The 25,750-nt window shown below is 42.5% G+C and carries 18 protein-coding genes; 4 read left to right on the plus strand and 14 right to left on the minus strand.

Annotated elements, in window-relative coordinates; all coding sequences use genetic code 11:
* Nucleotides 1–145 precede the first annotated feature (145 nt).
* Nucleotides 146–3,295: a bifunctional diguanylate cyclase/phosphodiesterase gene (locus DXA60_RS02870; protein ID WP_117919489.1), complete on the minus strand. Its 3,150-nt coding sequence runs from the start codon at nucleotides 3,293–3,295 to the stop codon at nucleotides 146–148.
* A gap of 238 nt (nucleotides 3,296–3,533) precedes the next feature.
* Here DXA60_RS02870 and DXA60_RS02875 point away from each other — a divergent pair, with 238 nt between their 5' ends.
* Nucleotides 3,534–5,174: an ABC-F family ATP-binding cassette domain-containing protein gene (locus tag DXA60_RS02875; protein ID WP_117919354.1), complete on the plus strand. Its 1,641-nt coding sequence runs from the start codon at nucleotides 3,534–3,536 to the stop codon at nucleotides 5,172–5,174.
* 51 nt (nucleotides 5,175–5,225) lie between these two features.
* Here DXA60_RS02875 and DXA60_RS02880 read toward each other — a convergent pair whose 3' ends face one another.
* The 3 genes from DXA60_RS02880 to DXA60_RS02895 all read right to left on the minus strand — a co-directional run bounded on the left by DXA60_RS02880 (nucleotide 5,226) and on the right by DXA60_RS02895 (nucleotide 8,275).
* Complete coding sequence (locus DXA60_RS02880; RefSeq protein ID WP_117919356.1) at nucleotides 5,226–6,095, minus strand: hypothetical protein; 870 nt, start codon at nucleotides 6,093–6,095, stop codon at nucleotides 5,226–5,228.
* Nucleotides 6,096–6,244: 149 nt separating this feature from the next.
* The gene (locus tag DXA60_RS02885; RefSeq protein ID WP_118209515.1) at nucleotides 6,245–6,895 is read right to left on the minus strand and encodes an HAD family hydrolase; all 651 of its coding nucleotides are present in this window, start codon (nucleotides 6,893–6,895) and stop codon (nucleotides 6,245–6,247) included.
* A gap of 219 nt (nucleotides 6,896–7,114) precedes the next feature.
* Nucleotides 7,115–8,275 carry a cysteine desulfurase family protein gene (locus tag DXA60_RS02895; protein ID WP_117919360.1) on the minus strand — a complete coding sequence of 387 codons (1,161 nt, stop codon included), beginning with the start codon at nucleotides 8,273–8,275 and terminating at the stop codon, nucleotides 7,115–7,117.
* A gap of 71 nt (nucleotides 8,276–8,346) precedes the next feature.
* On the opposite strand from DXA60_RS02895, the gene DXA60_RS02900 reads away from it, so the two are divergent.
* A complete protein-coding gene (locus DXA60_RS02900; protein ID WP_117919363.1) occupies nucleotides 8,347–9,684 on the plus strand; it encodes a polysaccharide biosynthesis protein in 1,338 nt (445 codons plus the stop codon).
* A 6-nt stretch (nucleotides 9,685–9,690) separates the two neighbouring features.
* On the opposite strand, the gene DXA60_RS02905 is transcribed toward DXA60_RS02900, so the two are convergent.
* The 3 genes from DXA60_RS02905 to feoB form a co-directional block, all read right to left on the minus strand.
* Nucleotides 9,691–10,644 carry a DnaJ C-terminal domain-containing protein gene (locus tag DXA60_RS02905; protein WP_117919491.1) on the minus strand — a complete coding sequence of 318 codons (954 nt, stop codon included), beginning with the start codon at nucleotides 10,642–10,644 and terminating at the stop codon, nucleotides 9,691–9,693.
* A 208-nt stretch (nucleotides 10,645–10,852) separates the two neighbouring features.
* A complete protein-coding gene (locus DXA60_RS02910) occupies nucleotides 10,853–11,491 on the minus strand; it encodes a polysaccharide deacetylase family protein (RefSeq protein ID WP_117919366.1) in 639 nt (212 codons plus the stop codon).
* A 28-nt stretch (nucleotides 11,492–11,519) separates the two neighbouring features.
* Nucleotides 11,520–13,856 (minus strand): ferrous iron transport protein B, encoded by a 2,337-nt coding sequence (gene feoB / locus DXA60_RS02915; protein ID WP_117919368.1) that lies wholly within the window; start codon nucleotides 13,854–13,856, stop codon nucleotides 11,520–11,522.
* Between the two features lie 276 nt (nucleotides 13,857–14,132).
* Here feoB and DXA60_RS02920 point away from each other — a divergent pair, with 276 nt between their 5' ends.
* On the plus strand, nucleotides 14,133–15,488 hold the full coding sequence (locus DXA60_RS02920; protein ID WP_117919370.1) for an MATE family efflux transporter: 1,356 nt from the start codon (nucleotides 14,133–14,135) through the stop codon (nucleotides 15,486–15,488).
* Here DXA60_RS02920 and DXA60_RS02925 read toward each other — a convergent pair.
* From DXA60_RS02925 to DXA60_RS02945, 5 genes are all read right to left on the minus strand, one after another.
* Nucleotides 15,485–15,997 (minus strand): NUDIX hydrolase, encoded by a 513-nt coding sequence (locus tag DXA60_RS02925; RefSeq protein ID WP_186899160.1) that lies wholly within the window; start codon nucleotides 15,995–15,997, stop codon nucleotides 15,485–15,487. The genes DXA60_RS02920 and DXA60_RS02925 overlap by 4 nt on opposite strands.
* A 124-nt stretch (nucleotides 15,998–16,121) precedes the next feature.
* On the minus strand, nucleotides 16,122–16,535 hold the full coding sequence (locus tag DXA60_RS02930; protein ID WP_241070701.1) for a DUF3592 domain-containing protein: 414 nt from the start codon (nucleotides 16,533–16,535) through the stop codon (nucleotides 16,122–16,124).
* 28 nt (nucleotides 16,536–16,563) lie between these two features.
* Complete coding sequence (locus tag DXA60_RS02935) at nucleotides 16,564–18,402, minus strand: S8 family peptidase (RefSeq protein WP_117919376.1); 1,839 nt, start codon at nucleotides 18,400–18,402, stop codon at nucleotides 16,564–16,566.
* A 78-nt stretch (nucleotides 18,403–18,480) separates the two neighbouring features.
* A complete protein-coding gene (locus DXA60_RS02940; RefSeq protein WP_117919378.1) occupies nucleotides 18,481–19,179 on the minus strand; it encodes a DUF975 family protein in 699 nt (232 codons plus the stop codon).
* 139 nt (nucleotides 19,180–19,318) lie between these two features.
* Nucleotides 19,319–21,712 carry a histidine kinase N-terminal 7TM domain-containing diguanylate cyclase/phosphohydrolase gene (locus DXA60_RS02945; protein WP_158570858.1) on the minus strand — a complete coding sequence of 798 codons (2,394 nt, stop codon included), beginning with the start codon at nucleotides 21,710–21,712 and terminating at the stop codon, nucleotides 19,319–19,321.
* Nucleotides 21,713–21,895: 183 nt separating this feature from the next.
* Between DXA60_RS02945 and asnB the strand changes: the two genes are divergently transcribed.
* Nucleotides 21,896–23,743 (plus strand): asparagine synthase (glutamine-hydrolyzing), encoded by a 1,848-nt coding sequence (gene asnB / locus DXA60_RS02950; RefSeq protein ID WP_117919382.1) that lies wholly within the window; start codon nucleotides 21,896–21,898, stop codon nucleotides 23,741–23,743.
* Nucleotides 23,744–23,811: 68 nt separating this feature from the next.
* Here the strand turns inward: asnB and DXA60_RS02955 are convergent, their stop codons facing one another.
* On the minus strand, nucleotides 23,812–24,363 hold the full coding sequence (locus tag DXA60_RS02955; protein WP_117919384.1) for a phosphatase PAP2 family protein: 552 nt from the start codon (nucleotides 24,361–24,363) through the stop codon (nucleotides 23,812–23,814).
* 48 nt (nucleotides 24,364–24,411) lie between these two features.
* Complete coding sequence (spoIIP, locus tag DXA60_RS02960) at nucleotides 24,412–25,713, minus strand: stage II sporulation protein P (protein ID WP_117919386.1); 1,302 nt, start codon at nucleotides 25,711–25,713, stop codon at nucleotides 24,412–24,414.
* Between the last annotated feature and the right edge of the window lie 37 nt (nucleotides 25,714–25,750).

The raw sequence follows: 25,750 nt of genomic DNA on the forward strand, positions 1-25,750 counted from the left end.
TTAAAAAAATAAAATGTCATACTGTATCTCTCTTATGCTCCTGTGTGAAAAGCACAAAATGATACAATTTATCGACTTAAGTCATATTTTAGCATAGAATTTATCAAAAGAAAAGGTCTTTGACTGTACAAAAACAAGTGCAATCTCACATATATTTCCTTTCAAATTCTTTTAGCGGGATCGGTCTGTCAAATAAATATCCCTGTCCATACAAAAAGCCACAGCTGCACAAAAACTGAAGCTGTTCTTCCGTTTCAATCCCCTCAAATATTACTTCTTCTTTTGCCGAATGTATAAAATTCCCCATCTGCGAAACAAAGTTGCGCTGTTCTTCCAGATTGATCCGGTCTGTAAAAGTTTTGTCGATCTTCACCACATCAGCGGGTATCTCAAGCAGAACACCAAGTGAAGAATACCCTGTTCCAAAATCATCGATCGCGATACGGAATCCGGATTTTTCAAGTTCTGCGAGCACCACCTTTAATTCATCCACATTTTCCACCACAACGCTCTCGGTAACTTCCACTTCAATATATTTTGGATCAATGCCATAATGATCCGCCATGCGTTTTAAACGGTCTGCAAAATTTCTGCTTCCATTTTCAAAATTGCGCCGCGAAAAATTGGTAGATATTGTAAACAGCTCTTTTCCTGCCTGTTTCCATCTTCGCATTGCCCTAAGAAGCTGTTCATAAATATAGAAGTCAAGATCCACCACATAGCCTGTATTTTCAAGTGGGGGAACGAATCTTCCCGGCATGATCATCTCCCCGGACTTCGTCCGCCATCTTGCAAGTGCTTCTGCACCGTATATTTTCCGGTCTTTTAAATTAAATTTGGGCTGTAAGTAAACTTCAAGCTCCCCCTGCTGCATGGCTCCATAAAAGCGTCCTGTGATCTGTATCTCATCATCACGTTTTGCACGCATCTCTTCTTTATAAACGCAGATTCCTGCACCGCCCTGTTCCTTTACCAGTTTGCGTGCCATATTTGCACTCTCTAATATCGTGTCAAATTTTTCATTCAGATTTTCAATGTGACAGATTCCAACCGACAGCCTGAGCGTTCCGAAAGGATATTTTTTCTTTAATTTCTGCTCATAATATTCTGTGCCCCATGCCACCAATTTTTCGATTTCAGCCTGATCTTTTCCTTTTAAAAGAAGGATAAAATAGTCGGAATACATCCGGCATGCCAGAAGAATCCTGCTATTTTTCATAAGCCGCGCCGCAAAATCTTTCAAAATAGTGTCCCCTGTCTGCTGCCCATAATTTTCATTGACATAAGAAAATTTGTCGATATCTGCATGTATAAGCGCATAGTGTTCCTGTTCTTTTCCGGTATTCCAGGTCTCACTCAGAATATTGTTCATTTTATTTTTAAACGCTTCTAAATTATATAATCCCGTCAGCTGGTCTATATTCTGTAAATGGCGGATCTCCTTCTGATCATCCCTTAACTTATTTCTCAGCGACACGAACACAGACGTTATCCTTGCAAGTTCGCAAAACGTTGTGCGGTCTGCGTTTTCAAAATAGTTCTGTCTGTTCCGCACACCAAAATACAATCCCCCGGTCCGGTTACCGGAACATTCAAATTTTGCCACAGCGATCTGTGTGATACGTTCTTCTCCCGTATTCCAGTTTTCAAGTGACAGCCTTTGATAGTGTGTCTCATCTGTATCATTCAATATTACAAAATCCCCGCCGCCTGCCTCTGCCACTTCAGTCCGGATCGGTTTTATGACATTTTTTTCATAAATCTGTCCGAAGGTGCTCCAATAGTTTGTCAGCGTCATTTTTGAAAGTTCTTCATCATATTCAAAAACAGCTGCCATATCCAGGTGATACCGTCTGCCAATCCTCTCAAGCAGCACATTTAAGGAACCATTCAGATCTTTCGCATGTGATAAAAGCAGGAATGCAGTATTTAAAAATTCTTTGTCCATTCCCTGCTTTTTTTCAAAGTCCATGTCTTTTCCACAGGTATCTATTTCGCGTTTCGTATGACTGTTCTTATTTTTTCCGGCGAATGCGTAATTACTTTTTCCACTCCGCTTGATCTCATACATGGCACGGTCCGCCTGATCAAACAGATCTGTATAACTGTCTCCATCCTGTCCCGATACCGCCAGTCCCACACTCATCGTCACATAGATAACCGCATCATCTCCAACCAGCTTTTTATCTCCATGCCGGCAGAGTTCCTTTGCTTTTTGTTCTGCCTGTTTTATTGTCGTATTATCCATCAGAACCAGAAATTCATCTCCGCCGACTCTTCCCACCAGTTTATTATCCGGGAACTGTTCCTCTAAAGTTAATGCAATATCTGAAATCACGGTGTCGCCTACCGTATGTCCAAACGTATCGTTAATATTCTTAAAATTATCGATATCGATCAGAAACAATACATGTGTTTCTTCCGGATACTTATTTAATATCCGTTCCACCTCTTCACCGGTCGCCACTTTATTATAAAGATGTGTCAGTGGATCTCTCCGCATCTCTTCGGAAAGCTGTTCCTGAATCTTTCTATCGGAACTGATATCATAACTTCTCCCGATAATCTTTAAAATTCTTCCATCTGTTCCCCTTATACTCCGGTACACAGTCCGATACCAGCAGTACTGTGGCACTCCCCCTCCAAGGGCGGTATTCATCCGATAATCAAACGATCCCGACATTTCCTTTGCGGATGCATTCTGAATCACTTCCCGATATAGCGGCTGTTCCTCTTTATGTATAAAATCAAGCCACTCTTCAATTTCCATATAATCCTGACCATCTTTTTTCAGGCGTCCGTTTATATGATATTTATGCGGGACTCTGAATCGTTTTCCCTCCACATCGTATTCAAACGGCACATCATCCGTCACTTCCTCTAACATGGAATACTGCTCATTTAATAAAAACAGCTCATCTTCGAGTGCTTTCTGGTCATTGGTATCTTTACAGATCAAAAGATAGTATGGCACCGCATCCTTATAATAATAAATACTGCACCAGAATTTTACCCAGCAGATCTGCCCCTGTCCCGAAATGATTCTTATTTCGATCTCTTCTGCCTTTTTCTTCTCCCTGCATTTTTCGATCATGTCCTCAAAAGCACCTGCATCCTGCCCATAAATACAGTCATAGAAATCCCTGCTTCTGTCTGCTTCCGTACATTCTCCATGACCGACTGCTTTCATAAATTCTGCATTTGCGATCTCAACCTGTAATGAATTTCCACCTTTTAATACTGCAACCCCCATCGGAAATTCATATATCAGTCCCTTTACGTTTGCCTTCTCCATTTTTTCTCCATTCAAGTATGTAAATCTGACTTTTCCATACAATTTCTTTTCCGATTCTGTATACACATTCTATTTTCCATTATAGCAAATTTTGTCAGAAATAAAAGTGTTTCTAGGAAGTTTCGGTTGCAATCTCCACACTTTTCTAGTATGATACGAATTGGTGCAATTACGGTATTATAGCGGTTTGCAACAGCATCCGCACACTCAATATTAACAAATCAGGAGAATAACAACTATGATCAGTGCAAATAACGTTACGCTTCGAATTGGTAAAAAAGCCCTGTTCGAAGACGTCAATATTAAGTTTACTGAAGGAAACTGTTACGGTCTTATCGGTGCAAACGGTGCCGGAAAGTCTACCTTTTTAAAGATTTTATCCGGACAGTTAGAACCGACCGGAGGTGACGTTACCATTACACCGGGACAGCGTCTTTCTTTCCTGCAGCAGGATCACTTCAAATATGATGAATATACGGTTCTTGATACTGTCATCATGGGTAATAAACGCCTCTATGATATTATGAAAGAAAAAGATGCAATTTACATGAAAGAGGATTTTACGGATGAGGACGGTATCCGTGCAAGCGAACTTGAGGCAGAGTTTGCTGACATGGACGGATGGAATGCAGAATCCGATGCTGCAACGCTCCTCAATGGTCTTGGTATCCCGACCGAGGAACATTACACACAAATGGCTGACATGCCTGGTCCTTTAAAAGTAAAAGTCTTACTTGCACAGGCGCTGTTCGGCAATCCTGACATTCTGCTTCTCGATGAGCCGACTAACCACTTAGATCTTGATGCGATCAACTGGCTGGAAGAATTTCTGATCAACTTTGAAAATACTGTTATCGTGGTATCCCATGACCGTTATTTCTTAAACAAAGTCTGCACAAACATTGCAGATATCGATTACGGTAAGATCCAGTTGTATGCAGGTAACTATGACTTCTGGTATGAATCCAGCCAGCTTCTCGTAAAACAGATGAAAGAAGCCAACAAGAAGAAAGAAGAAAAGATCAAAGAGTTACAGGACTTTATTTCCCGTTTCTCTGCAAATGCTTCCAAATCCAAACAGGCTACCTCAAGAAAGCGTGCTTTAGAGAAGATCCAGTTAGATGAGATCCGTCCTTCCAGCCGTAAATATCCGTACATTGATTTCCGTCCAAGCCGTGAGATCGGTAATGAGGTTCTGTCGGTAGAAGGCATCACGAAAACCATCGACGGTGTGAAAGTGCTCGACAATGTATCCTTTATCGTAGGACATGATGACAAGATCGCTTTTGTCGGCGGTAACGAACTGGCAAAAACCACACTCTTTAAAATACTTACCGGAGAAATGGAACCGGATTCCGGTTCTTATAAATGGGGTGTCACCACAAGTCAGTCCTATTTTCCAAAAGACAATACAGAGATTTTCGATACAGATCTTCTGATCGTTGACTGGCTGACACAGTACTCCGAGATCAAAGATGCAACTTACGTACGCGGATTCCTCGGCCGTATGCTTTTTGCAGGAGAAGATGGAACCAAAAAAATGCGTGTTCTCTCCGGTGGTGAAAAAGTACGTGTACTTCTCTCCCGCATGATGATCATGGCTACAAACGTTCTGATCTTAGATGAGCCGACTGACCATCTGGACATGGAATCTATCACTGCATTAAATAATGGTCTGATCAAATTCCCGGGAGTTGTCCTTTTTGCTTCCCGTGACCATCAGGTTGTACAGACCACTGCAAACAGAATCATCGAATTTCTGCCGGACGGAACATTTATTGATAAAGTTTCTACTTATGATGAATATCTTGAAAATGATGAGATGGCAAGAAAACGTCAGGTATACAGTATGTCTTCTGACGACGAGAACGATAACTAAAAAAATAGCACTGACCAGAATAAGATCTGGCAGTGCTGTTTTTAATTTTTCCTAAAATGTGGTCCATTTTAATGTATAAGAACCAGATGACGCTTTGCTCATACGCTCTACCTTGATGTAGTATGTACCAGACGGCAGATCAAATTTTGTTCCACCATTTGCCAAACTGATATACCATCCATCTTCCGGATATAATCTGGTAACTTTTGAAATAGCAGAAACTTTTTTTCCATTGTTTTTACCAGAAAATACTTTTCCATCTTTATTATAGAAAGTTATCTTAAAACCATTTTTCTCATTTGTTCCGTTTGTGTTTGCGAGATAATACAGATCCAATTTAGCACTCTTAGTCAGTTTGATTTTATACCAGTCTGCCTTACTGTCACCGTATGCAATAACACCTGTCACTTTCTTTCCTTTTGAAAGTGTTTTTGCTTTTGATTTTGAACTTGCAGATGAATCTTTAATAGCTTTTACAGTAGCTGTGATTTTTGTACCTGCATTACACTGCACTGCAAAATAATATGTAGTATTCTTCTTTACACCATACGTTGTGGTATTGTAAATCTTGCCGGCATAATCATTTCTCCAGATTTCATTTTGCTGACCGATCGTCTTTTTATTTTTATTACAAAATGTAACATACCCCTGGGAATTATTGTAATAAGAAGAACTGCAGTTAAACTTTAAAGTTACCGTACCAGTCACGGATGGTTTGAATTTGATATAATTTACCTTCAAATTCCGTCCGCTATAACACTGCGTATCTTTAATTGTAACTGTAGACTTTCCATTCCCCTTAAAAGAAAGTCCGGCTGCCTGTGCCTCTGTCGGAGCTGCCACTGTAAATAACGTAACTGCCATAACTGCTGTCAAAAACATGCAAACAGCTCTGTGAAAAATTGTTTTTCTGGTTTTCATAACCAATCCTCCTTGTTTTCCTCCTTGTTTTGTAAATAACCATTTTTACTTTACCACAGTACTCTGCTGCCATCAAGTTCTTTTATATGATTTAGTACCATTTTCCCATATATTTAGTTGTGATTTTAGTTAATTTTAGTTAATTTTACTTATATATTATTTAATTTTACTTTCAATTCATTCATATCCGCAACAATACAGTCTGCCCCGGCAGTTTCAAGTTCCATTCTGTCACCATAACCATACAAAACACCGATCACATACATGCCATTTTCTTTTGCACCAATCACATCATGTTTTCTGTCTCCCACCATTACTGCCTGATCAGCAGTGATTTTAAGTGAATCCAGGGCGTAGCGGATCACATCACCTTTTTTACTTCTGCTGCCGTCTAATGTACTTCCTGCAACAAAATAAAAATATTGCTCAATTTCAAAATACTTAAGGATCTGTACAGTATATACTTCCGGTTTTGATGTCGCGATCACAATCTTTTTTCCCAGTGAAGCAACTTCCGCAAGTAATTCTTTCATTCCATCATACAAAACATTCTCAAAAAGACCCTGCCTGCTGAAATATTCCCTGTATTTTCCGACTGCCTCCCGGCTCTGTTCCTCTGAAAATCCATAAAAATCCTGAAAAGAATCCAGAAGCGGTGGTCCAATAAACTTCTCTAATGTATCTAAATTTTCAACCTGGATTCCATAATACGAAAGTGCATGTGCCACCGCCTTTGTGATTCCCTCTTTCGGATCTGAAATCGTTCCATCCAGATCCATAAAAATATATTCCGGTCTCATTGTTTTCTCCATTTTCTTTTGTTTTTTCTATTGTAACATACCATTCTTTTTTCTGTACGTTTATTTTCCTGATATTTTATTTTTATCGCACATATTTTCATAAAATCCCCATTTTTACGCTGTCTTTTGCGCATATCAAGTCTGTGCATAAACACAAATCTTGCATGTGAAAAATGTTATTTTTCACACTGCATATCAAATTTTATAAACATCCAATCCTCAGTCTCTCAGTCTTTCGATATTACGTTTTAAGGACTCCACTGCCGCATCAATATCCGCACGCCTCGTATCCCTGCAAAGCGTCATACGGACGGTTCCCGCAGCATAATCTTCCGGAACCCCAAGTTCTTTTATCACATAGGATATCCTGCTCTCTCCCGTATTACATGCAGAACCGCCGGATGCACAGATTCCGTCTTCATCCAGAAGGATTAATAGGGATGCCCCATCTACCCCCCGGAAACTAACAGATACATTTCCCGGAAGTCTTTTTGTTCTGTGTCCATTGACACGGACATCCGGGATCTCATGCATGATCTTTTCGATCAGATAATTGCGCAGCATTGTTTCACGGTACATTCCTGTGCGCATATTTTTTGCGGCGATCTCTGCTGCTTTTCCCATCCCAACGATTCCGGCAATATTCTCTGTCCCGGCACGTTTTCCTTTTTCCTGTGATCCTCCATGAATAAATGACGGAATCTTCACGCCTTCCCTGATATACAAAAATCCAACACCTTTTGGCCCGTGAAATTTATGGGCACTCGCACTTAAAAGATCTACCGGATAATAACGCACGGAGATCGGAACCTGCGCATATGCCTGCACAGCATCCGTATGGAACAGTACATTTTTTTCTCTTGCAATTTTGCCAATTGAAAAAACCGGTTCAATCGTCCCAACCTCATTATTTCCAAACATGATCGTGATCAGTGTCGTATCCTCCCTGATTGCACGATACACCGCTTCCGGTGATACCATTCCATATTCATCCACATCCAGATAGGTCACCTCATATCCAAGTTCCTCTAAATATTTACAGGAATTTAATATCGCATGATGTTCGATCTTACTTGTGATGATATGTTTTCCTTTATGTTTATACTCTCCGGCAATACATTTTACTGCCCAGTTATCCGATTCCGAGCCACCTGATGTAAAAAAAATCTCTGACGGCTTTGCCTCGAGTGTACCGGCAATGGTTTTCCTTGCCTTTTCCATTGCCTGTCTCGACTTTTCCCCATATCCATACATTGTAGACGCATTTCCAAATTTTTCTTCCAGATACGGATTCATCGCCTCTTTTACTTCTTCTGACATCCTTGTAGTTGCAGCGTTATCTAAATAAATTACCTTCTCTTTATTTTCAATTTGATTCATTTTCTCCCCGCTTCCTTCATATATTAAAATGAACTAAGTCCGGATTTTCCGGCTGACTTTGGAGGTTTCTATTGAAAAAATTATCTTCCACCAAAAGTACGCTCTTAACCGGAACCCTCTTTCTCACCCTTGCCGGAATCCTTACCCGCATCATAGGTTTCTTCTATAGAATATTCTTATCACGTACCATTGGTGCAGAAGGTCTGGGTATTTATCAGCTCATCGCACCAGTAACCGCTATTTGTTTTGCATTCACCGCCGCCGGAATCCAGACTTCCATATCCAAATTTGTTTCCATGGAAATTGGTAAAAAAAACGGCACAGGGGCAAAAACCTATCTCTCGATCGGGCTTGTCATGTCCTTGTGCCTTTCTGCGCTCTGTGGCCTTATTCTCTATCATTATGCAGATTTCATTGCCGTCTCCTGGCTGGGGGATAAACGGTGTATCCCTCTTCTTTCTGTTCTTTCCTTTTCTTTTATCCCCTGCTGCATCCATGCCTGCATCAACGGCTACTATTATGGGCTGAAAAAAACTGCCGTCCCTTCACTCTGCCAGTTGACAGAGCAATTAGCACGCGTTGGAAGCGTTTATCTGATGTATCAGATCGCTATCAGTGAAGGAAGATCTCTAACACTTTCCATGGTCGTCTGGGGCATCGTCTGTGGTGAGATGGCAAGCACACTGGTATCTGTAAGTGTTTTCCGCATTTCAGGTACAAATCAGCATACAGCCGGAAAAAACAGGAACTATCTGTATACCTGCACCAGAAATCTGCTCTCCATGGCAGTTCCATTAACTTCAAACCGTATCGTTTTAAATCTATTTGCAGGGTTTGAAAATGTTATGCTGCCAAACCGTCTTTTGGCATTTGGCTATACACAATCAGAAGCACTCAGCGTATATGGCATTCTCACTGGAATGGCAATGTCTGTCATCATGTTTCCCTCCGTTCTCACAAATTCCGTTTCCGTCTTACTGCTCCCTACGATATCGGAAGCACAGGCTGCCGGCAAAAGAGACAAAATCCTCTACACCATAAAAAAAACAATTGAATCCTGCCTTCTGCTTGGTTTTATCTCAACCGCCGGCTTTCTTATCACCGGAAATTTTCTCGGCAATTTTCTATTCAAAAATGCTCTTGCCGGAACATTCATTGCAACTCTCGGCTGGCTCTGTCCATTTCTGTATCTGAGTTCTACCTTAAGCAGTATCCTGCATGGTCTCGGACATCCCGGCATCACATTTGAATTAAACCTGATTTCCTGCACTATAAGAATTCTGTTTGTTCTGCTTGCTGTCCCCACCTTCGGGATCAGAAGCTATCTCTGGGGAATCCTTGTCAGCCAGGCAGCCACGGCACTTCTCTCCATTCTTATACTGCTGCGTAAAACATCTTTAAATCAATAATTATTTTTAACACACTGCACTGTATTCCTGTAGTTTTTTCTTTGCCTCAGGGCTTAAGTATTTTGGTACCTGGATCTGTACTTTTACATACTGGTCTCCATGCACGGACGGATTCTTTCTGGAAACGATTCCTTTTCCACGCAGCCTGATCTTACTGCCATCCTGCGTTCCGCTCTTAATATTGCAGTCTACATCCCCGTAGAGCGTATGGATTCTGGCTTTTCCTCCAAGTGCAGCCGTGGCATATGGTATTGTGACAGTCGTATAGATATCGAGTCCTTTTCTCTCACAGCCATTCTTTGGGCGGATCTTTATCTTCAAAAACAGATCTCCTGTGGTACCGTCTGTGCCGGCATGTCCTTTTCCTTTCAGCCTTAACTGCTCTCCATCATCCATCCCCGCCGGGATACGCACTTTAAACGACTGGATCTTTCCATCATTTCCGCTTAATCTTATGACTTTTTCACAGCCTAATGCTGCCTCATCAAAATCTACAGCCACTTCCGCTTCCACATCGCGCCCGCCGCTAAAGTGCCCGCTGCTTCCTCCGGTAAATTCCTGATAAAATCTGCTGCCGTAGGAACCGCCTTCTCCTGCTGCATTTCTTCTGCTGCCGCCGCCAAAGAACTGGCCAAACATATCATCCCAGAAATCTCCTGCATTGCCATTTTCAAAATGAAATTCTGAGAATCCACCTCCATTTGCAGCACGCCCTGCCTGCTCCTCAGAAAATCCTTCCTCAAACGCAGCCATTCCATACTGATCATATAATTTCTTTTTCTTTGGATCATTTAATACAGAATATGCCTCCGTGACTTCCTTAAACATCTGCTCTGCTTTCGGATCGCCCGCATTCGTATCCGGGTGATATTTTTTTGCAAGTTTCCGATACGCCTTTTTTATCGCAGACGCATCCGCATTTTTATCAATTCCAAGTACTTCATAGTAATCTCTTTTCATGATTGCACTACCTCCAATCAAAACAAAAACAGAGAGACCTCTTACATCGCCTCTCTGTTTTATCTCCGGTTCTCCCGGCAATCTATCTCTCCCATGGCGATGTGCTTCGCTTTTCTGTCTGGGATCTTGGTTTTACATTTATTGCAGATATACTATAACACTTGTTTTAGCACTCGTCAAGCCAGAGTGCTAACATTTTACAAATATTTTATTCATAATTTTTTCTTACTTCGTCCGCTCCCATATAGATCACATTTTTCTGCGGTGAAATACCACTCTTTTGGAACAGATCCCTTACTGTGACAAATTCATATCCCTGTTCTTTTAATGCCGGAATAATTGTCTTTATCGCTTCAACCGTCTGCACATTATCTTCCATGTCGTGCAGCAAGATAATAAATCCCGGCTTTGCATCATGAAGAATCCGGTTTATCCGTTCCTGTGCTGTCACGGAAGGTTCCCAGTCCTCGCATCCATATCCGCAGATAAAATAAAGATCGATCAGATCATACATTTTCTGGTTATAGCTGATGTATGGCGGTCTGAAAAACTTTGGTTGTTCCCCGGTAATACGCACGATCTGTTCTGTCGTATAACTGACTTCGTCTAAAATTTCCTGATCCTTAAGTTCCGGCATCCCCGGATGTGTCCTGGAATGATTCTCGATCGAACATCCCATCTCATATGCCCGTCTCACAAGATATTCGGACTTTTCCGTAATCTTCTGCCCGATCAGGAAAAAACTTGCCACAACCTGATTTGTTTCCAATACATCCAGAACCTGATCTGTGATCCCCGGCGTCGGTCCGTCATCAAAGGTCAATGCCACTAATTTTTTCTCCACCATACCAATCTCCTTTTACAATACACTTTTTTTAGAAAAGCAGAGCAATCCCGTGTACCAGAAATGCTGCGATCCACGCAACCAGACACTGCCAGATGATCACGCCTGCCACCCATTTTCTGCCAAGTTCGCGCCGGATTGCTGCAAGTGCCGCAACACAAGGCGTATAGAGCAGACTAAACACCAGAAGAGACGCTGCAGCCGCATTTGACAATGCTGCATGTACATTACCATTAAATAAGATCTCAAGTGTAGAGATCACGCTCTCCTTTGCCATCACACCGCTGATCAGGGAAGTGCAGATACGCCAGTCCCCAAGTCCTAACGGAGCAAATAATGGAACTAATCCATTCGAAATCAGTGCAAGCATGCTGTCTTTCGAATCATTTACAATATTAAAATGAATATCAAATTTCTGCAAGAACCAGATGCAGATCGTTGCAAGGAAAATAACCGTAAATGCTTTCTGCAAAAAGTCTTTTGCTTTTTCCCACAAAAGCTGCATGACATTTTTTAACCCCGGCAGACGGTAATTCGGCAATTCCATGACAAACGGAACAGCATCACCGCGAAACAGTGTCTTGCGGTAAAGCAGTGCGACTAAAATACCAATTACGATTCCCCCCAGATACAGTGCGCACATCACAAGTGCTCCATATTCCGGGAAAAATGCACTGACAAAAAACGCATAGATCGGCAGTTTTGCCGAACAGCTCATAAACGGTGTCAGTAAGATCGTCATTTTACGGTCACGCTCACTTGGCAGTGTACGAGTTGCCATTACTGCCGGAACCGTACAGCCAAAACCGATCAGCATCGGAACGATACTTCTTCCAGAGAGTCCGATCTTTCGTAATAACTTATCCATAAAAAATGCAACACGGGCAATATATCCACTGTCCTCCATCAGAGACAGGAAGAAAAACAGCGTCACAACGATCGGAAGAAAACTTAAAATGCTTCCAACTCCTGTAAAAATACCATCAATTATAAGGTCATGCAACACTTCATTGACACCTGCAGCAGAAAGGAGCTGATCCACTGCTGCTGTCAGCGCATCAATCCCCATCTGTAAAAGATTCTGTAGTCCCGCTCCTATTACATGAAACGTAAGATAAAACACGATCAGCATGATACCGATAAAACAAGGGATTGCCGTATATTTTCCGGTCAGGATACGGTCAATTTTCTCGCTTCGTATCCTTTCCCTGCTCTCTTTGGGTTTTACTACTGTCTTTTCACAGACTTTTTCAATAAAGGTAAAACGCATATCTGCGATCGCTGCACTCCGGTCAAGTCCACGCTCTTTTTCCATCTGAACGATCAGATGTTCGATCGCCTCTTTTTCATTTTCATCCAGATGCAGTTTTTCTAAGATCAGATGATCCCCTTCAATGATTTTCGAAGCTGCAAAACGGATCGGTATCTGCGCTTCTTTCGCATGGTCCTCGATCAGATGCGAAACTGCATGGATACAGCGGTGCACGGCTCCTCCAAAGTCACTCTCATCACAAAAATCCTGCCTTCCCGGACGTTCCTGATATTTTGCAATGTGAAGCGCATGACGTACCAGCTCATCTACACCTTCATTTTTTGCCGCTGAGATCGGGACAACCGGCACACCTAGCATTGCCTCCATGCCGTTGACATCCACAGAACCGGAGTTTCCGGTCATCTCATCCATCATATTTAATGCAATGACCATCGGAATATCCATCTCCAAAAGCTGCATCGTCAGGTACAGATTGCGCTCGATGTTGGTTGCATCGATAATATTGATCATCGCTTTCGGCTTATCTTCAAGCACAAAATTTCTCGAAACGATCTCCTCACTGCTGTATGGTGACATTGAATAAATGCCTGGCAGATCGGTTACCGACGTGTTTGGATGACCTTTTATCGCTCCGTCTTTCCTGTCGACCGTCACTCCCGGAAAATTGCCTATATGCTGGTTAGAACCGGTCAACTGGTTAAACAGTGTTGTCTTTCCGCAGTTCTGGTTCCCGACAAGTGCATAGGTCAGCTTTTCCTGCTCCGGCAGCGGCTTTCCGTCTCCCTTCACATGGTACTTTCCTTCTTCCCCAAGTCCCGGATGTACCGATTTGTTGATATTTTTTGCGCCCTCATGTCTGCGCGAACGCTCACTGATCAGTTCAATCTCAATCTGCTCTGCATCCGAAAGCCGCAGTGTCAGCTCATATCCATGAATCTGCAGCTCCATCGGATCTCCCATAGGTGCAAATTTGATAACCGTAACTTCTGCCCCCGGTATTACTCCCATATCCAGAAAATGCTGTCTTAGTGCCCCTTCTCCCCCGACTACTTTGATCACAGCACTTTTTCCGATTTCTAACTCTTTTAGCGTCATTTTTCTTTATCCTTCGCATTGATATTGATAATCTTTATCGATTATACACTTATTCCATGGAAAAATATAGTACAATTTTTCCAGAAAAAATATAGTACAATTTTTCCAGAAAAAATATAGTACAATTTCCCCAAAAAAATACAGTGCCGTGTTTCAGAAAAAATACAGTGCCATTTTCTCATGAAAAATATTTTATAACAAGTAGAAAAACTATGACTAAGGTGCTAGAATAACTTTCGTAAAAATAAATTTTTACAAGCAGGAATAGGAATTTTTATGAAAACAAATACATCCATTACTCATTTATACAGCAACCAGGATCTGCGGAAACTTTTAGTTCCGATCATTGTAGAGCAGCTGCTTTCCTCCCTGATGGGAACTGCCGATACAATGATGGTCAGCAATGTCGGATCTGCAGCTATTTCTGCAGTATCTCTCGTAGATTCCATCAATATCTTAGTGATCCAGGCTCTCTCCGCACTCGCGGCAGGAGGTGCGATCCTCTGTTCCCAGTATCTTGGAAGCAGCAATAAAAAAGCCGCCAATGAATCTGCCAGACAGGTACTCTTTGTCATGACTGTTTTATCGGTGACCTTATCCGTCATCTGCCTTTTGTTCCGCGGTCCACTACTCCGTGCAATCTTCGGTGCCGTAGAAGCAGATGTTATGGAAAACTCACAGATTTATTTTCTGTTCACGCTGTTGTCCTTTCCTTTTATCGGATTATATGACGCCGGTGCTTCGATCATGCGTGCACAGAATAACAGCAGGGAACCGATGATCATTTCCATCATATCCAACTTTTTAAACATCGGTGGAAATGCCCTTTTGATCTTTGTTTTCGGAATGGGCGTGGAAGGTGCTGCAATTTCAACTCTTGCATCCCGTATTTTCTGCGCTATTGTCGTGATCTATAAGCTGCGCAGTGAAGATGAGCCAATCTTTATTAAAAATTATGCCTCCATCCGTCCTGATTTTTCTCTCATAAAGAAAATACTGTTCATCGGTATCCCATCCGGAATCGAGAACAGTATGTTTCAGTTCGGTAAACTCGCCATCCAGTCCACAGTTTCCACCCTTGGAACCGTCGCGATCGCAGCACAGGCAATGACAAATATTCTGGAAAATCTAAACGGTGTCGCCGCGATCGGTATCGGTATCGGTCTGATGACCGTAGTCGGTCAGTGTCTCGGTGCCGGCAGAAAAGATGAAGTCATCTATTACATTAAAAAGCTGTCCTGGCTTGCCCAAGCAGCGATCGTGATCAGTTGTCTTACCGTGCTCGCACTGACGAAACCGATCACCCTCTTAGGCGGTATGGAAGCAGAAAGTGCCAGCCTTTGTTTTAAAATGGTCATTTTTATCACGATCACAAAACCAATCTCCTGGGTGCTTTCTTTTATCCCCGCATATGGAATGCGTGCAGCCGGAGATGTAAAATTCTCCATGATCACTTCCTGCTGCACGATGTGGCTGTGCCGTGTAAGCCTCTGCATTTATCTCTGCCGTGTATGGGGCTTTGGACCGATCGCCGTCTGGATCGGTATGTTTGCCGACTGGACGATCCGTGGAATTGTATTTTCACTCCGCTTCCACGGAAGAAAATGGTTAAACCATCACATTATTGATTAGGCAAAAGCCTGTCTGATGCTGTCATAATGGAGGAATTTTCCTTCTTCCCCAAGTTTTTTAATCTCCTCCGTGGAAGCAAACATATACCCATCTGTTTCTTCCTCCTGGAGGCTGATGTCCGACTCATCAAAATCTGCGGAAAAACGGTATACATCCACAAAATAGTTATCTCCTTCTCCCGGATTATCCCTGCGGTAGGTAAACAGATATCCGCCGTCCCACGCAGAGACATCCAGTCCGGTTTCCTCCTTAATCTCCCGAAGTACCGCGGTCTTAGAATCCTCTCCCGCCATCGCAGCACCACCGGAAACTTCCCAGCAGCCCGGTGCCCATGCTTTTGTCATAACACGCTTCGTGATCAGGAAACGCCCATCCGTTCTTTTTATCACGCCAAGTACGGTAAGATGATATTCGCCATCTTTTAAGCACCAGTCATTTCGTTTCATCGTTCTGCCTGTGCGCTCTTTCTTCTCATTATAAATATCCCATAATTCGTATTTTTCTGCCATTCGTATCTTCCTCATTTCCTATTTTTCAAACTGTTGTGTGATAGCTTCTTGCACTGTCACACATTAGCACAGCAAAGTGTTCTTATTTCTATTATAATCAAAAATATGTTTTCGGCAACTGATTTTAAAAAAACATTCCCTGCAGCAGATAAAAAAGACCGCTTAATAAAAATGCAACACCTAAGAAAAATGTAAACAGATCTTCCATCTGAAAATTTTTCCGCAGATAACATAGTTTTTTTGGATTTTCCTCATTGATCCGGATCACATAAGTTTTTCCTTTTTCCAGTGAACTTTTTTCTCTGCGTGAAAGCCGCTCCATCGTACACTGGCGAAATTTTTCTTCATGATAGACATAAGAAAACACCGCATATGTTCTGACATGATCCCCTGTTTTCTTTGTCACAGTCCGCTCAAACACTGCTTCAACAGGTACTTTACAACGGATGCGCCTTCTCCATTTGCCAAATCCGATCCGTATTAACAGTATCCCGTATGCTATTCCTGTTATCCCCAGTAACATAAATCCTATATTCATACTGGTCTCCATTCCACAACTTCTGGTTTCAATCCGGCAGACTCTGTGCCACGCAGAGTGCTCCCCATCCAAACACCGGATTTGGATAGTACTGCATCGCAGGAAGTCTCCTTGCCCCCTTGATCAGATATGCTTTCATTTTTTCACCATACAGATACAGATCATTTTTATTCACGATTCCCCACTGCATCAGCAGTGCTGCCCCACCTGACACAAAGGGAGTTGCCATCGATGTCCCACTCCTTACCACATACCCGCCCCCCGGTGCACAGGAAGTAATATCCACACCAGGTGCCACAAGATCCGGTTTGACCTGATTTGTCTCACGCGTATAACCACGCCCTGAAAACGCTGCTGCGCGGTCAAAATAGCCATCGTAAGCTCCAACTGTGATCACCCGCGCTGCTGTCGATGGAATGGTTAAAGTCGTTTCCACCGACGGCAGCACAAATCCGGTACCTTCATTTAAAACACCGCCTGCCGGCAGCCACATATCATAATTTCCAACTGCGATTTTCTGTGGCAGCAACTGTATTGTCCAGATACCACTGTCAATAAAATCGTCTGCCGGAAGCAGTTCAAAATAAATTTCCTGATAAGGACTGTACGGACTCGGTTCCCCATAATAAAGCAAAACATCTGTATTCCCCAGCCGGAAACGCTGTGGCCCTAAAATCTGCTGGATCGGTCCGGCTTTGCTTCCGTCAGGATGAATTAAAGAAACTGCAATCTCATCCGCGTAATTTTTCCAGATCTGCAGATTCAGTGATATTTCATATCCGCTCACTGCAACCTCAACTTCTTCCGTAACATTTTCGCGCAGGGTTCCTGCTGCATGCACCGCCGATGCTCCTTCATTCCCGCTGCCGGTAATAATTGATGTGCGCCAGTAATCTGCCATATCATCAAGATAACTTTCCAGCAGGGAATTGCCGGAATGTGAACCATAATTATTTCCAAAACTTAAGTTTAAAACGACAGGCATCCCATACTCCTGTGCTTTTCTGATACAGTAATCTACCGCCTGCATCAGTTCTGTCGTTCTTGGAAAAGACCGCTCACCCGGTGTTCCTAATTTAACGATCAGAAGCGGACTCTCATATGCTACTCCCCTGTACCGTCCCTGCGAGGCTATACCATTTCCGGCTGCAATCCCCGTCACATGGGTGCCGTGTCCTGAAATATCACGGCTGGGACATACCGCATACCGCTCTCTTTCCGTCGTCTGCTCTAATGCACGGTTTATCACTGCCTGCGGAAATTCTGTTCCAAGAAAATACCCTGCCGGGGCCTCTAAAAATGACTGTTCCGCGTTTTCTTCAGACAATGGATCTGCCACACTGCCTGCTGGAATCGTCTGATCCCAGAGATCTAAGATTCTGGTCGTTCCGTCCGCATTCCGGAAATCAGGATGTGCATAATCAATCCCGGAATCGATCACTGCCACGATTACGCCGGTTCCACTTAAATCATTCCTTCCGGCTGTTCCTCCCTGCATCTGTCCGGTCTGCAGAGGATTGATGCACGACACACGTCTGCCATTATTCACTGCAAAAAACAAAAGTTTCGGTTTCTCCATATATTCGATCTCTGTCAGCGCCGCCACCAGCTCCACAATGTGCTCCGGCAAAAGCAGGATCGCATACTCATTCCGCAGATTCGTAATTTTTATCCGGTCGTATTCCTTTGGAAAATTTTGTGCAAGCAGTCTTTTTAACGATTCCTCCGTTCCTCCAAACTTCACGATCACTTCCCATGTTCGTTCCTCCTTGTCGTATCCTGTATCAAGATCTAACGACTTTTCGCGTTCCTGCTCTGTCGCATCGAGTGCAAGATTCAACAGATTTTCTATTTTCTCATTGGACATAAAAATCCCCCGCGATCGCACTCCTTTACTTATTAGAAATGCGGCTGCGGGGGATTTTATGACTTATTGTTTTTATTTTTAAAATTCTACCGACTTATTATTGTTTTTTAATGCATGATATAACTCTGCATGTGTCAGATATATGTATGGTTCTACATAAAATACCAGAAGAATACCGACTGTGCAGATGCCTAACAATGTCCAGCCGATAAATGAAAGATCTAAAACAAATGCATTCCATTTATTTCCATCCATCATCCGCTTACTCTCTGCAAATGCTTCCTGTCTGGTCATTTCCGGATGCTCTGCTAAAAGATATGGGATCATCATATATTCATAACTTTTCACAATACCAGGAATGATAAACAGCAAACTCCAAAGTGCGGTAAACAGTCCGCGAAGGAACATGATCACACCGATATTTGCATATCCGTTTTTAAATCCGTGTGCCAGATCACCTAACTGTGCATTGCCATATTTACAGTTTACAAAGAATTTCTGGCATCCTACCTCAAGCGGATTCCAGATAAAAATACTGAGCAGTATACTGATCACCATGGCAACGAGTACCGCTGCTAAGATAATTCCGATCACGGAAAATAAAACTGCCGGGTCCATGTATGCCATTCCATCCGTTGATGACTTTGCTGAATTTCTGGTAGCTGTCGAACCTGATCCCAAAATAAGCGACAGGATCACCCCAACTAATACCGCTTTCCAGTAATTCGCTTTCAATGCAAGTTTTGCATTGCTTTTTAAATCACTTCTGTTCCACATATTAAACTCCTCCTTAAATAAAAACATTTTTCACTTCGTCAGTTTAACATATTAACGTTTCATTGTCATCATAAACAGCGCAATCTTAAAAAATTTTTAAAAATTTTTCATAAATCTTAATTTTTAAATCAGGCTGCAGTTATACCTCTATCTTTCCTTCTTTCAGCAGTTCAACAAATGCCTCTGACAACTTTGGATCAAACTGTGTTCCCTTGTTACGTTCTAACTCACTGATCGCATAATCTACCGGCATTGCTTCCTTGTAAGAACGCTTTGTTGTCATCGCATCGAACGAATCACACACTGCAAGTATACGTCCAAGCAAAGGGATATCTTCTCCTTTCAGACCTCTCGGATATCCCTTTCCGTCGTATCTCTCATGATGTGATAATACAGCCGGTATCACATAGTTCATATTAGGCAGGAAATGGATCATCTCAATCGAATTTGTGACATGTGTTTTCATGATCTCATATTCCTCAGCATTTAGTCTTCCCTGTTTTTTCAGGATACTTTCCGGAATACCGATTTTCCCGATATCATGAAGCAGTCCCGCCTCTTTTACAATTTCAATATCATCTGGTGAAAGTCCTATTTTCTTTGCAAGCAGAACTGCATAATCCGATACATGACATGAATGCTCAAATGTATACGAATCCTTCGCATCAATTGCTGCAGTCAGTGCATAGATGGTCGGTGCGATCTGTTCATAATGTTTTTCTGCCTTCTGATCCTCGATCTCATCTTCCGTGCGTTCTCCATAAATTTTAATACAGTTCTTTCCATCCCGTTTTGCATAAAAATTTGCACGTTCTGCCTGACTGAGCAGCTCATCCTCTCCGGAAGCTGTATCCGGATAAAATGCAATACCGATACTTGCAGTGACCGGCTGGAGTACATCCGGCTTTTCCTTATCCTCGATCAGGAAATTCTTCTGTATTTTCTGTGCGATCAACGAAACTTCTCTCTTTTCCCCCGAATTGATCAAAACAACATATTCATTTGATCCAAACCGGAACGTTTCTCCCTGACATCCTACCGTATTCTCTATGATATGCCCGCACCATTTTAAGATACGGTCTCCACACTCTTCTCCATACAGCTCGTTAAAGAGCTTAAAATCATCCAGATCAAGATACAAAAGAGCCACCGGCTGTCCCACTTTCCAGTTTTCCATCAGAAATTTTTTAAAATATCCCCGGTTATAAAGTCCTGTCAGTTCATCATGGATCGATATCTGGTATACTTCCTGATATGTACGGATATTTTTCAGACATACACTGGCATATAATCCAATTCTCCAATAGTAATCTCTCTCTAAATAATTGAGTCTGGTCCGCCTTTCGAGTTTTATATAAATAAACCCCTGTATCTCATTGTCATACTTCATCAGGGAAATCTCAGAACGTTCGCCTATTCCCGGTTCCTCCAGCATAGCTGCGATCTCATCCTGTTCTTCCTGCCCCGGCATCTGTCCACTGCCTGTTTTTGCGAGTGTAAATTTATTTTCATTTCTGGTAAAGATAAAAACATCAATTACCGGAAACATCTCATTTACCACACCGATCATTTTATCAAACAGTTCTTCCTGCCGAAATACGGATGCCGACTCATTCTGAAAACAACGCAATACTTCAATCTGTTTTCTGTTCTGTCCCTGCATGACTCCTTCTGCCATTTTTCTTGCCAGATAAAATATAAACAACGACCATCCCATAAATCCAAGCACGATCACTATGATCTTCTGCTGCATTTCCGGCAATACACTGCCAAGATACCTCTGTGCATTATGATTAAAATTAAATACCGGAAGAAGGCTGACTGCCAGTGCAACAGAATAGATGCATCCGATCACGATTCGGTTTGACAGATCAAACAGATACTTGTGCCACATGATATACAACAGACACAACGCCATAAAAATGCCACCGAGCATATCGTAAGGGAACTGATTGCCCGGCAATGCATCCAAAAGATTGCCGGTCAAAACCAAAACTGTCCCAAGCAGCAAAGGAAATAATTTCTTTCGTTTTTCCAGTTTATTGCCGATCGCCCTGTGTGCCAGAACGGTCGCATATACGATCACGCCTGCCTCCACAACTGCCAACAGATAACTTCCCCACGATATATGATAAGTATATCCTATACTTCCATCCGCATATCTGACGATATCCGGTTCCGGGATAAATACCTCTGTAGCAATATTGATCCCCATTGCTGCTGCAGTAGCGATACAAAATCCGATCAGGAATCCATTCTTTCTGATCTCCAGCATATAAAACAAAAAGGCATACATAAAAATCGGCACCGTCAACAGTCCGAACACCGACACATGAAACCAGAACCGTATTCCAGGCATGATCTGCATACGCATCATTACCATGCCGCCTGTCCATATCAGGCAGGATAAAAGAATCTGTCTGAAATACCTGACAGCTTTTGCATCCGCCGCATTCAGGAAGGAAAAGAATATAAACAGGAAGCAGAAAAACGCTCCGATCGGAACTCCAATATATAAACTATCCAGCGTCAAAGCCGTTTCCTCCAATTAAAAATAATAACTTATTAAGTATAACATACTCCAATATATAATTCCAAGTTTTTCCGGGAAATCCGACTGTTTTTATCATTTTTTGGATAGCAATTTATCATAAATATAATGGGTCTGCATATACTAACAGGGAATAAATCTGTTTTCAAAAAATGGAGTGAACTTATGTGCGGAATTGCAGGATTTTGCAGTCTGAAACGCTGTTATACGGACAGACAGTCCTTTTGGGAGAATGTACTGATCTCCATGCATCAAAAACTGATACACCGTGGCGGCGACGCTTCCGGTATCTATCTGGCACCGTATGCCGGCCTGTCACATCAGAGACTTTCCATCCGTGATATTACGCACGGTGCCCAGCCTATGATACGCCACCACAACGGTGCTGATTATGCTATCGCCTACAACGGAGAAATCTATAATACCGATGAACTGATACCAGAACTTACCGCTGCTGGATTTGACTTTCTTACAACCTCTGATACAGAAGTGATCTTATATGCCTATATGCATTTCGGTGCTTCCTTTGTCTCTCACTTAAACGGAATTTTTGCTTTTGCCATCTGGGATGGTGCCACCGGACAGCTTTTACTCTATCGCGACAGGGTAGGAACAAAACCTCTTTTTTATTCTGTAAAAGACAATGAACTGGTTTTTGCTTCCGAACCCAAAGCCTTATTTTGTTTTCCGGATCTGACACCTTCCATCGACAAAAACAGCTTAAGGGAACTGCTTGCGGTTGGTCCTGCACGCACACCCGGCTATGGGATTTTCCGCGGCATCTGCGAAGTTCTGCCCGGTCATTACATGTGTTTTAACACCTCCGGTCTTTCCGACACCATCTACTGGGATCTGAAATGTCTGCCTCATACGGACTCCTATAAAGATACAGTAGCACATGTATCTTTCCTCATACGCGATACTGTAAAACGGCAGATGGTATCCGATGTACCGGTCTGTACATTTTTATCCGGCGGCATTGATTCAAGCATCGTTACTGCCCTTGCCGCATCTTACCAGAGCGCACATGACAAAACCCTAAATACTTTTTCCTTCGATTTTACGGAAAATGATATTTATTTCCAGTCCAATTCCTTTCAGCCGGAACGCGATCTTCCATATGTAAACTGCATGTTAAAGCATTGTAAAACAAACCATACCTATCTGGAATGTACACAGGAAACACTTGCCGACATGCTCTATACTGCCGTAGATGCGAAAGATATGCCTGGTATGACGGACGTGGATGCCTCTTTGCTTTATTTTTGTTCACTCGTAAAAAAACAGAACAAGGTAACACTGACCGGAGAATGTGCTGACGAAATTTTTGGCGGCTATCCATGGTTTTACCGCAAAGAGCTGATGCATCAGGACGGTTTTCCATGGTCTGCAGATACAAATGCCCGTACTGTTTTTCTTGCCGATGATGTCGTAAAGAATCTTGATCTTTCTTCTTATTCCCATGCCAGATACGAAGAATCTTTAAAAAAGACACCACATCTTCCGGACGAAACTGCCGAAGAATACAGACGCAGAGAGATCGCCTACCTGAATATCAAATGGTTTATGCAGACACTGCTCGACCGCATGGACCGCACCAGTATGTATTCCGGTCTTGAAGCGAGGGTTCCATTTGCTGACCATCGCATTATCGATTATGTATACAACGTCCCCTGGGAAATGAAATACCAGGGCGGTGTAGAAAAATCCCTTTTACGCGATGCCTTCTGTGATCTTCTGCCGCCTGAACTGCTGCACCGCAAAAAAAGTCCTTACCCCAAGACCTATCATCCGGGTTATGAAAAAATTCTGATCTCACGAATGACGGATATTTTAGCGGACAGCAATGCTCCCATTCTTCCGCTTATTGACAAAAAGAAAGTTAAAAAATTTATGGAATCTCCAAAAGAATATGGAAAGCCCTGGTTTGGACAGCTCATGGCAGGTCCCCAGCTTTTAGCTTACTTTATACAGCTAAATTACTGGATGGAAAAATATCATCTTTCCATATAAAAAATGGCTTGAAAAGTCTTTTATTTTTGACTTTTCAAGCCATTTTCCAATTCATGTAACAAAATATTTCAGAATTTCTGCACATCATTGTCCGGAAACTTTCTCCGGTATACCGCACATACCAGCACCGCGATCAGTGTTCCTGTGACCATTCCGGCAAGAACGTCCGTCGGATAATGAACCCCGACATAAAGCCTTGAGAACATGATCAGGAATGCGAGGATCAGAGCCGGTACTCCGATCTTTCGCGGACATGTGAGAAAAATAACAACTGCTGCCGCAAACGAACTGCCGGTATGACCAGATGGAAATGACAGATCCTTCTGCGCTTCTATGATACGCTGCAATCCATCCACTGCTTCATAAGGTCTTGTTCTGGCAACCAGATTTTTGAGAATAAGGTTATTAATGATCAAAGATCCAATCAGTGAACACGTCATAAGCAGCCCGGTCTTTCGCATCTTTTTTAAAAGCAGAAACAAAACTGTGAGTGCGATCCAGATCCATCCGGCGTCTCCCAAATGTGTGATAAATTTCATCACAGGTGTCAGCATATCATTTCTCACATGCTCCTGTATCCATAATAAAATATTGCCATCTAAATGTAACAAAGCATCCATCTTATGTATTACCCCATTTTTTTACATTTTTACGAATATTTTACTTTTCTACTGTGGTCCCGTCAATACTTTATTGAGCAGATCAGCAAGCGGCACCATTGCATTTTTTGCTTCTTCGAGTGTATTCGTCTGTGCCCCAACCTCAATCAGGAGCGTTTTCGGGCAATAGTGCATATTGTAGCGGTACCCTTTCAGGTAAATTCTTCTGGTAAATCCCGGATAATATTCCGCCGCCTTTAGCTGCATCTGAAACGATACCGCCAGATTATCTGCGATATAAGGATTATACAGATATTCGATATCACCTGTTTTCGTCGTACGGCTTAACCCATTAAAAAACATCACCTGTGCCATCTGCACACCGTTTTGTTCTGTCACCAGCCTTGTATTGTCCCCAACGCCGTCACGATGCAGATCGATCACAACCTCAATACTCTGATTCTCCGCTAAAATCTGTTCTAACGCAGGCCCCGCTTTTGCATAAGCATGATCTCTGTCTCCGACATCATACTGCCCCGTGTGGTGGATAACAGAAAAACCATATTTTTGTGTCAGAAGCTCTGTCAGATAATCTCCGACACCCACCACCGTCATGGAAGCATCACCAGGGACAGAATCTGCATATCCTTCCTGTGAATGTGTGTGATAGATCAGAATCTGCGGTGTGGATGCATCATGGCTTAAACGCACATCCTTTCCAAGCAGGGCATCTGCATTAAGCTGTGCGCTCCCGATTGTTGTCGTATTATCTACCTGATAAAAATTCTGGATCAGATAATCAAAATCATCCAGCTTTTCCCTGGCAAACGTGACCACTTTACCATCTGCCACTGCTGCCGCTTCTTTACTGTCTGTATCTTTCAAAGTCTGATCTTGTGCCATGTCTTGTTCTTCCACATTCTCTTTTGTATTCTCAACCTCTTTTTCATCATCTGGCAGGCTCGTACCATCTGCGCTTCCGACAGATGGTATCACTTTCCCAGTCTTTTCATCCACATAGTTTTCATCTGCAGCCTCCCGCGCTAAGATTGTCTCATAAGACAGATCACTCTCGATCTGGGTTTTATATGATTCACTTTCTGTATTGACATCCTCCTCCGAAAAAAGTACACCGATCACTTTTTCCACCAAAGACCACTCATTTTCATCCTTTATGCTGTATGACAGGCCGGGAAGATAAAATTCAAGTACTTTTTCACAACAGCTTTCTGCCCCCTCCTCTCCCAGTTTTGTCAGAAAGGATTTATCTGTCTGTATCAGCAGCGCAATGAAAGCCGATAACAATATCCATAGCCAGACGGCTGCTTTTATTTTTTTCTTTTTTAAGGACCGATAACGATAAGCATACATACTACACTGTATGCTCTTTCAATTTTCATTATGTCAG

It is taken from the genome of Roseburia sp. OF03-24, assembly GCF_003463035.1.
Taxonomy (GTDB): Bacteria; Bacillota; Clostridia; order Lachnospirales; family Lachnospiraceae; genus Roseburia; species Roseburia rectibacter.